We start from the raw sequence: 9,211 nt of genomic DNA, 5'->3' as shown, positions 1-9,211 counted from the left end.
TCACCGCGCGGATGGAACCGCCGCAGATCGCCGTTACCGCTGGTGTGAGGCAAAAAAGAGCCCTGATCCCGGTGTGGCATCAGGGCTTGCTCAGTGAGATCTAAGTGCAGTAACGCTTATCTTTGGGTAAACCCAGCGGAGCGGACAGGCTCGGTAGGTGCCGCTTTGCTCAAGAAGCGAGAAGGTGAAAAAGTACCGCCAGAAGAGAGTGGAGGAGTGGCGTTCTCAACGAGAGGAATGGCCCCATAGGGGTGTTCGCTCATGACGACAGTCCGTTCATGACGATGTTCAAGAGGCGGAATCCCGAAACGGCAGTCTGGTTGTACTTTTTCACCTCGGCACCATAAGAGCGGGGCGCATCCCTCAACTCGGACACGCCCCGCTTTTATCCTCGGCCTTACCTCAAGCTGGCGAGTTTGGCTTTGCTGGTTTCCAGATCGCGCTTTTCCCAGAAGGTATTGGCGGGCAAGGCGATCATTTTTTGCAATTGGACGGCAGCGGCGGTTTTGTTGTTCTGCAAGATCAGCGCATTGGCGTATTCCATCTTGTGGCTTGGGTTAGTGGGTTCCAGTGGAATGGCCTTTTCAAAATTGGGGGCGATGTCGCCCCGGTCAGCGCCGGTCGCGCGGGTGGCGATAAAGCCCTTGGCGGTCAGCTCGGCATTCCACAGCCCCAGCGCCACATAAGCTCCGGCCAGGTTGGGGTTGAGTTTGATAGCGGTGTCCAACTCGCGCTTGACTTCACCGGCCAGGCCCAGACTCTGCATAATGCCGCTGTACTGCGCCAGGCGGCCATCAGCGCGGGCCAATTCAAAGTGGGCGCTGGCGCTGTTGGCGTCCAGCTTAATGGCCTGCTTGGCGAGGTCTTGGGCCTTTTCAAACTGGGCCTTTTTCTGGTTATCGGGCAGCAGCGCCGCGCCGATGGTGTACGACTGAGCGGCCAGCGCGTAGCCCTCGGCAGACTTGAGGCCAGCCGCCGAGTTGGCTGCGTCCTGCCATTTGCCCTGATCGAGCAGAACCTGAGCGTCGGGTAAGCCAGCTGCGAGGGTCTGGCCCAGCAGCAGGGCGGCGAGGGTGGTCAGTAGACGGGTTTTCAGAACGTAGTTGGGCATGGCGACATCCTTCGAGAACGGCTCGTGTAAATTGAAAGCAAGAAACTGAACTGAGTACGGCGAGATCGCTGGCGGCTTGCTTGATGGCCCGGTCAGGAACGCTGAAGGGCAAACAGACTGCCGTTTTGGGATTCAGCGTCTTGGGCATCGTCGTGAACGGATGCGCCTGGGCACGCCACTCCTCCAGAACGGCATTCGTACGGGGCCTGCCCACTGTCTTGGACAGAAGGTCACCTACCGGGCCTGTCCGCTCCGCTGGGTTTACCTAAAGATAAACATTGTTGTCCTGAGAGACTTAACAGGTTGGCGGGTTGTGGGGAATACGCTTGACTGCGCCCGCCAAGCCGCGATTGAGTTGAGAAGGAGCGCCCATATCTGCTGTGGTGGGCTGAAGATTGACCGACAGAGCCGTGAAGCCGAAACCGGCTTGAGGTGCGGAATCAAGCACAGGGCTTGCGAGGGACGGGCTGCCAGCGGCGAAGCTGAGACTTAGGATCAGGACGGTACTTATCAGGGGACGGTTCATGGTGTTCTCCTTATCAATCTTCAAGCTCGGCCCCGAAGCTGAACAGAGCTTAGAAACCAGACCGTCACCGCTGCGTAACCGCAAGGGGCAGGGACTGAACTTCAGATACCTAAAATCATGTGACAGTAGCCAGAATGTGCCTAAGGCCTAGGCTGAGCGTCCCCGCCACAACCCCACTCACGTCTGCTCAGTCTGCCCGTAACACGTCTTGAGGGCTGATGCAAAGAGATACTAGATACTGGAACCAATGGAATTCATCACCGTCATCATTTCGCTGTTGCTACTGATTCTTTGCCTACCCGCCTTGATCATCAGAAGTGGAATTCGGCGGCAAATAGCTGATCTAGAACGCAAGATTGCGGCTCAGGGCAGTGAGCTGGCCAAGTTGCAAGCAGAGGTAAGTCGTTTGGGCTACCATCCAAGTCAGGGAGACGCTGCTTCATCGCCGTTCCCGGTTTACCTTCCTGGCGATCACCCGCTCTCGCTGCCTGTTGCGCCTGTACCCAGCGGCCCGGCACTGGAGCCGTTGATACAGGCAAGAGAAGAAACGTCAGCCGCCAATTTCTCTCCAACGGGAGTTCCCACCGAAGAAAGACCTGTTGGCAACGCGTCCCCCCTTGATGTGTCTCTGCCTGAACCCTTTCCCAGCGGTGCTCATCCAGCTGTGGAAAGCGGGCCGATTCCTCCCCTTGCTCCACCGAGCTGGTCGCCAACACCACGGTTTCTCTTTGCCGTCGTCGGGGCGCTGCTGACCCTAGGGGGACTGACAGCGGTGCTGGCGCAACTGGCGCGAATGGGCGTGTTCACTCCCGAATTGCAACTGCTGCTGGCTGCCCTGTTGGGCCTGACCTTATACGGCCTTTCTCCACGAACCACTGGGGCCGTAAAAACTGCCTTGCAGGGACTTGGTTACGGCATCTTGGCGCTGTGCATGGGGGCGCTGAGTCAGGTCGGCGTGTTGCCAGCGGGCGCAGTGCTGGGTATGGTGTTGGTCCTGAGCCTCTTGGTGGGCCTGCACGCCCGGCGTCAGGGAGAACTGCTGGGTATCGTAGTGGCCCTCACGGGCGCGACGGTATCGACATGGTTGCTGGCCGACAATTTGGCCGCGCCGCCTTCCTCTGCTGGCGATGGTTCGGGCGTCCTGGGCTGGGCGCAGGTGGCGCTGCTGTGCGTGGGAGCAGGCGCACTGGGTGCGGCGCTGAGTCTGCGGCGTCAGGGGGTACGTCATCCAGCGGCACGGTTTTTGCTGCTGGTGATTCCCATCGGCGTCGCTGGACTGCTGGTGGTGACCCAAGCACACGCCCAAACAGGAGCGCCTGCGGGATGGGTCGCCTTAGGCCTGTTGATGGCCGGGGCCGTCAGCGTCCTGACCGGACGTGTTGCAGCACCCGACAAGAGCTTGCCGGGATTAGCCCTGGCCTTACTCCTGACCACCCTGCTGACGGCGAGTCCAGTCACGTCGTTGGCGCTAGAAGGCTCTAGAGCCGCTTCCCTATCATTGCTGGTGCTGTTGGGCGGCTTAATCGTGGTGTTCGCCCTGCGCGTGCGGCAGGTGGGCCACGCCGCGCCAGATGTGCTACGCGAAGCCGTGGTCGCGTCTGCAACGGCAGTGGCCGGGGCGTGGCTCGCAGCTGTGCTGAACATCGGTAACGGCGCTCAGCGGTTGCTGCCCCTCGCACTGGCGCTGGCGCTGTACGGCCGTTGGTCTGGGTCGGCCCCCTGGCGGTGGGGCAGTGTGGCCGCCGCGTCGGGTCTCCTGGCCTCTCAACTGCCCGGTGTAGTCTCCGCAGATGCCCTGCTCACGGCCGCCGCCCTGGGATCGGCGCTGGTGATCGGTGGCAGAAGCGGCAGCGTGGTGGCCGCTGTTGCAGCAGTGGTACTCACCATATGGGCCAGTCGTCAGCTGCCGGACTGGCTGCCGGGGCCAGACAGCTGGGCCGTCACGCTACCTGTACTGGCGGGCGTTCTCGTGGGCCTGGCCGCCACCTCCCGCTTGCCGGAGCGCCGGGCTTTGCCACTCTTGATCGCCTCTTTGGTGGCGCTGGCAACCTTGCTGGCAGGCTTTCCGGTATTGCAGCTGGATGAGACTGGGGCCGCTTCTTTATACACCCTTCCTATGTTGGCGGCGACGCTGTTGGCCAGTCTGGTGCTGGCGCTCAGCCTGCGTCTTCCCGGCACTGCCCCGTTGTTGGTGCGGGCCGCTGTTCCAGCACAACTGCGCGTCTTGACCCTGCAACAACTTACCGAGGGGCTGGGCACCGGCTTGGCCTTAAGCGCCCTGGCTAATTTCTTTCCTGGCACCGCCTTATTGGTACTGATCTTGCTGGGCGCAGCGCTGGGGCTGCCTTGGATCAGAACGGCCCTGCCTTGGCCCGCTCTCTCTTTGCCGCTGCTGGCCGTAGCACTTGCCACTGCGCTGAATTTGCCTGACGCCTCTTCCCTACAGGCCGCGTCATCTCTCGGCCCCATACTGCTGTCCTACGCGACCTTGTTCCTGCTTGGCTCGGTGCGCGGAAGGGAATTGCTGCCCTGGTCTCCGGTAGCGGCGGTTCTAGCAGCCCGACTGAATACCCGCGCCAAATCAGTCGGAGAGAAAGGGGCAGCCATCTGGGGCGCGGCCATCGCTGCCCTCTCGGCGCTGGTGGTCACCCGTTTGGCCCACTGGCTGGGCAGCACGGGCCTCCTGAGCGCAGACGTGCTGCCAGTCACGTTGGTGCTGTTTGCAGGCGGCTTGGTCATGCTGGCGCAGGGCCGCGCCCGCCTCTCTGCGCCCGTGTGGTGGACGGGTCTGGCCATGTTCGCTTTGGCCGCAGGCAAGCTGGTGCTGCAAGACCTCGATACGCTGGGGACCGGTGCACGCGGCGCAGCCCTGACGGTGGTTGGACTGCTGCTGCTGGGCATCGCCCAGTTGGCTCCGCAGGCACGTCCCGATGGAAGACCAGAAGAGGAGAAGAGCAATCAGAACGGCTCCAGGTGAACGCCACAAGAGAACACGGCAGACAGACGGAGCCGCCGCAGTTCACTTCTCTGCGTCATACTGAGGTGAGGTTCAGATGAACGTAGGGCAACTCGAAATCAGATTATTGGGTGTCCCTAGCATTAAGCTGGGGGGCCTAGACCTCACGCCTGCGGTGCGCAAGGGCACGGCACTGCTGGCGTACCTGGCCCTGGAAGGTCCAACCGACCGGCATCAGTTGGCTGATCTGCTGTGGAGCGATCTCGATGAAAGTGGCGCGAGGCGGAACCTGCGTCAGGAACTATGGCGCTTGCAACACTCCTCTCTGGCCCCCTGGATTGAGGTCGAATCTGGCAACGTTGCCCTGACATCAAGCTTCCAGATTGACGTCGCCGAGTTTCACAGGCACCTGGCTGCGGATGATCTTCCAGCGGCACTCAAGCTCTACCATGGCTCATTGCTGGCCCGGTTTGAGCTGAGCGGAGCCAGCGGTTTTGAAGACTGGCTTGGACAACGCCGTGAAGACCTCAGCAGCGTCTGGAGGGACGCCCTCCACCGTCACGGTGTGCAGCTCGAGCGCCAGGGAGACGCACGGGGCGCACTGGGCATTCAGCTCCAGTTGCTTCATGAGGACGAATTCCAGGAGGTCCACCAGCGTGAGGCCATGCGGCTGCATCTGCTGCTGGGTGAGCATCTTGAAGGACTCAGGCGGTATGAACGCTATGCCCGCCTGTTGGACGACGAACTGGGCCTCAAACCCCTACCGGAAACGCAGGCGCTCGCCCGCACCTTTCAGGAAACCGCCGCGCTCAGTCCAGAACCCTCCCCTCAGGCGTCCCAGGTTCCACACGCGCTGAGCCTGCCACTCACCGGACGCAGCGCCGAATGGAACGCGCTCCAGCACTCAGGCGCAGCGCTCAGCCTGGTGACGGGTGAGCCGGGCATCGGCAAAACCCGGCTCACCGAAGCGTTCGCCCTGACCTTCGGAGCGCGGCTTCATCTGCGCGCTTACGAAGTCGCTCTGGCCACGCCGCTCTATCCAGCCGCCGAGGCCCTGAAAACGGCGCTGAATACACCGCGAATGGTGGAGCGTCTCTCGACGCTCGATCCGCTCTGGCGAGCCGAGGCGGCCCGGCTGGTTCCGGAGCTTGCCCTCTCTCTCTTGCACCCGGAGTCGCTCCAGGCTGATGGACGCGCCCGCTTTCTCAGCGGGGTGGCGCGGGCGCTGACCTGCGCTGCCGGTGTGGACGGCGTGCTGATCTTTGACGATCTGCACTGGGCCGACCCGATGACCCTGGAACTGCTGCTGCATCTGGTGCGCCAACCTCCAGAGCAGCGCCCACGCTTGATCGCCACGGCACGCCCTCAGGAACTGGGCGAGCAGCTCACCCTGCTGGCCGCGCTGGCCGCGCTGGAACGGGAAGGCAAGCTGCAACGGGTGGCACTCAGCGGCCTGACTTCACCTGACGTCCTGACCCTGGTGCAGACGCTCTCGGGCAGCGCAACCGGCCAGTACTTTGCGGCGCGGCTCTTTGAAGCCACAGCGGGCAATCCGCTGTACTTGCTCGAAAGTTTGCGGCACCTGTTCGAGGTGGGCGTACTCACCCGGAGTCTGAACGGTCAATGGGCCACGCCGTTTGACGAGTCCACGACCGATTACGCCGAACTGCCGCTGCCAACCAGTATCCGCGACGCCATCGTGCAGCGCGCCAGCCACTACGGCCCCGCAGCACGCCGCTTGCTGGAAGCCGCCAGTCTGTCGGACGGGGGCTTTGAACTCAGTGACCTTGCTCCAGCACTCTCTTTGTCCGAATGGGAAGCGGTCGAGACGCTGGAGCGCTTGCTGGAAGGAGGGCTGCTCATGCGGCTGAGCGCCGAGAGCTACGGCTTCTCGCACGATCTGGTGCGCCGGGTCATCTTGCTGGAACTTGGCCCGGAGCGCCGACGCCTGATTCACCGGCGGCTGGCCGAGCGTCTGGAAAGTACCGGAGCCGCTGCCAGCCGCGTCGCCCGGCACCTCGAAGAAGCAGGTCAACCGCTCAAGGCGGCGGCGTGGCGGATCAAGGCGGCGCAGGACGCCGAACGGGTTTACGCCCACAGTGAGGCCCTGGCCCACTATGAGCTGGCCTTGGCCGATGGTGTGAGCGATTTGAGCGCGTTTCACATTCACCTGGAACGTGAACTCCTGTTCCGACTGCTGGGTGACTCAGAGCGGCGCAGCGCGGTCATCCAGACCCTGACCGCACTGGCGACGTCACTCAGCGAACCGGCCCTGACCCTTGAGGTCAAGCTCAGGCAACTGGCGCTGCTCAATGACCTGTATCACTTCACTGAAGCAGACCAGCTCGCAAAAAGATTGCTCGGGGATCCTGCCTTGCAACCGGAAACGCTCGGACAGGTGCTGTACGGCGGCGCTGAAGCCTTGCTGCGCCTTGATGAGATCGGGCAGGCAGAGGAGTGGTATGACCGGGTTATTGCACTCGGGGACGCCGTACCCGCAGCGCTGAGAGCAGATGCCCATGTCGGCAGGCGAGTCTGTGCCGTGATTCGGGGGGATTTCGTGCTGGCCCAGGCGCACAACGTCGCCAGTCTGGAAGGCCACCGTGGAGCAGGCAACCGAGGCGGGGAATCCAGCGCCCTCAACGGAATCGGACGCGTCGCCGTCATGCTTGGAGAATACACCGACGCGCAGAGCGCCTTCGAGCAAGCCCTTCAGACCGCTGAAGCCGTTGGAGACCGCCAACAGATACTTTTCGCGGTGTATTCGATGATGTGGCTGGAGTCGCAGCGCGGTCACTTTCGGCGCTGCCTAAAACTGTACAGCGCGACACTCGAACTCAATGCAGGCATTCAGAATCGGGGATGCGCCATAGGGCTGGAGATCTACCGCTCGCGTGCCCTCCAGCATGCTGGTGCACTTGGAGTGAGTCTGACCGTCGCGGCGGCGGCGGCAGCGAGCGCCGAAAGTAACGGCTCGAAAGAAATGGTGCTGGTCGCGCAGCGGTATGAAGCGCTGACACGGCTGGCCCTCGGCGACATTGAGGGTGCCGCGCAGGGATTTCAAAGCGCCCTCAACAGTATTCCTGGTGATCATCTGCGCTTGCAGGCTCCGGTCCTCGAAACTGGACTGGCCCGGTGCGCTCTGGAGCGCGGTGATCTTCAGGACGCCCTGCTCCACCTCGACCGGGCGACGGCGTTCAAGCAGCGAATGTACTTCACTGAACAGCGTGATCTGGAGTTGACGCTGGCAAGCGTAAAATTGCGCCTGGGAGAAACGCAGCCTGCACTGGACCTGGCGGCGCAGCATGGCGGAGTGATCCATCTGCACGCGCGGTCATTGGCTTTGAGACTGGAGGCCCTGCGAATGGTCGGCACGCTGACGCCTGCAACCGTTCAGGAAGCGCAGGTCTGGCTCGAAACCACCGATGTCTCAGCTCTTGAAGGTCTTGAGTTGCGGGTGATACTCGGGCACTCTTTCGAGGAACTTGGTCGATCCAGCGAGGCGGCTCAGGCACGCCGCAAAGCAGACGCCCAGATGAAGATCCTGGGATCGGCGCTTGAGGCGCATCCGGAATGGCGGCGGCGGTTCCTTGAGAAATATGTTCGGCTGAGCACGACTGAGCCGAATAGCAAAATCAGCAGTCCACTCTAGAAGGGTTAGAACAACTGATCTTCTGGCTGGTTGGTTCCCTCTGATACAAGCCTGGTCTAGGGGTCTATCAGAAGTCTGAATCTTCCACTCTCGGTGCGGTGACGCAGCGGTTACGGCCTGTTGCCTAGAGTCAGCGTCGGAGGAATCAATATGCCACAACAACTTCGCAAGTGGATGCTCAAGCCAGTTCTCATCAAAGCAGGACAGCTCTCGGGCCAGCCGTTCACGGTCACTTTCCAGATCAGCCGCTTCATCTTCAACCGGGAAGCCAGTGGCAGAGTGCGGCCATGAACGCCCATCAGGTTCAGCTGGTGCAGCACTCCTTCACGCAGGTGCAGCCGATCGCCGAAATCGCCAGCGATCTGTTTTATGCCCGCCTGTTCGAGCTTGATCCCAGCCTCAAGCCGCTGTTCCGGGGCAACATGAGCGAGCAGGGCCACAAGCTGATCATGATGCTGGGCGTCGCGGTGGCCAACCTCAACAAGCCCGAAGTGGTGGTGCCCGCCCTGCAACGCCTCGGTGAGCGCCACGCAGGGTACGGGGTGACCGAAGCACACTACGCGACGGTGGGGGAGGCGCTGCTGTGGACGCTGGAACAGGGGCTGGGCGAGGCGTTCACGGCGCAGGTGCGGCTAGCATGGGAAGCGGTCTACCTGGTGGTGGCCGACACGATGCAGCAGGCCGCCCGCCGTGTGACTCTCGCTGAAGCACGCCCGGCCCACAGCTCGCTCATCTGAGTTCGAGCAGCAAGGAAGAGCGGCACACCCAATTGCAGGTGTGCCGCTTTTGCGTTGTCCGAACGGAGGCGCGATTAATTTCCGCCAATCAAGACGTTCATCCGGTCACCTACGAAGAACAGCTCCACCACCTGGAATGAACCCCCTAGAGAGGACCAACGGCCAAGCCACTTCGCCCCGACCAGCCGTTAGGCTGATCACAGCGCGAAGGAGCATTCATGCCAGGACG

Annotated in this window: 5 protein-coding genes; 4 read left to right on the top strand and 1 reads right to left on the bottom strand. The window is 62.2% G+C overall.

Annotated features, from left to right (window positions below; genetic code table 11):
• Nucleotides 1-397 precede the first annotated feature (397 nt).
• The gene (locus FNU79_RS18350; protein WP_143722246.1) at nt 398-1,111 is read right to left on the bottom strand and encodes a tetratricopeptide repeat protein; all 714 of its coding nucleotides are present in this window, start codon (nt 1,109-1,111) and stop codon (nt 398-400) included.
• Between the two features lie 1,148 nt (nt 1,112-2,259).
• On the opposite strand from FNU79_RS18350, the gene FNU79_RS18345 reads away from it, so the two are divergent.
• The 4 genes from FNU79_RS18345 to FNU79_RS18335 all read left to right on the top strand — a co-directional run bounded on the left by FNU79_RS18345 (nt 2,260) and on the right by FNU79_RS18335 (nt 8,982).
• On the top strand, nt 2,260-4,614 hold the full coding sequence (locus FNU79_RS18345) for a DUF2339 domain-containing protein (protein WP_143722245.1): 2,355 nt from the start codon (nt 2,260-2,262) through the stop codon (nt 4,612-4,614).
• Nucleotides 4,615-4,690: 76 nt separating this feature from the next.
• Nucleotides 4,691-8,245, top strand: a complete 3,555-nt coding sequence (locus tag FNU79_RS18340; protein ID WP_143722244.1) for an ATP-binding protein — start codon at nt 4,691-4,693, stop codon at nt 8,243-8,245.
• Nucleotides 8,246-8,395: 150 nt separating this feature from the next.
• A complete protein-coding gene (locus tag FNU79_RS19290) occupies nt 8,396-8,536 on the top strand; it encodes a hypothetical protein (RefSeq protein ID WP_185974810.1) in 141 nt (46 codons plus the stop codon).
• Nucleotides 8,533-8,982 (top strand): globin family protein, encoded by a 450-nt coding sequence (locus FNU79_RS18335; protein WP_143722243.1) that lies wholly within the window; start codon nt 8,533-8,535, stop codon nt 8,980-8,982. The genes FNU79_RS19290 and FNU79_RS18335 overlap by 4 nt, the downstream gene beginning before the upstream one ends.
• Nucleotides 8,983-9,211 lie beyond the last annotated feature (229 nt).

The organism is Deinococcus detaillensis (assembly GCF_007280555.1).
GTDB classification, from domain to species: Bacteria; Deinococcota; Deinococci; order Deinococcales; family Deinococcaceae; genus Deinococcus; species Deinococcus detaillensis.
The sequence above is the reverse complement of the archived record's forward strand: the minus strand, read 5'-3'. Positions and strand labels throughout refer to the sequence as shown.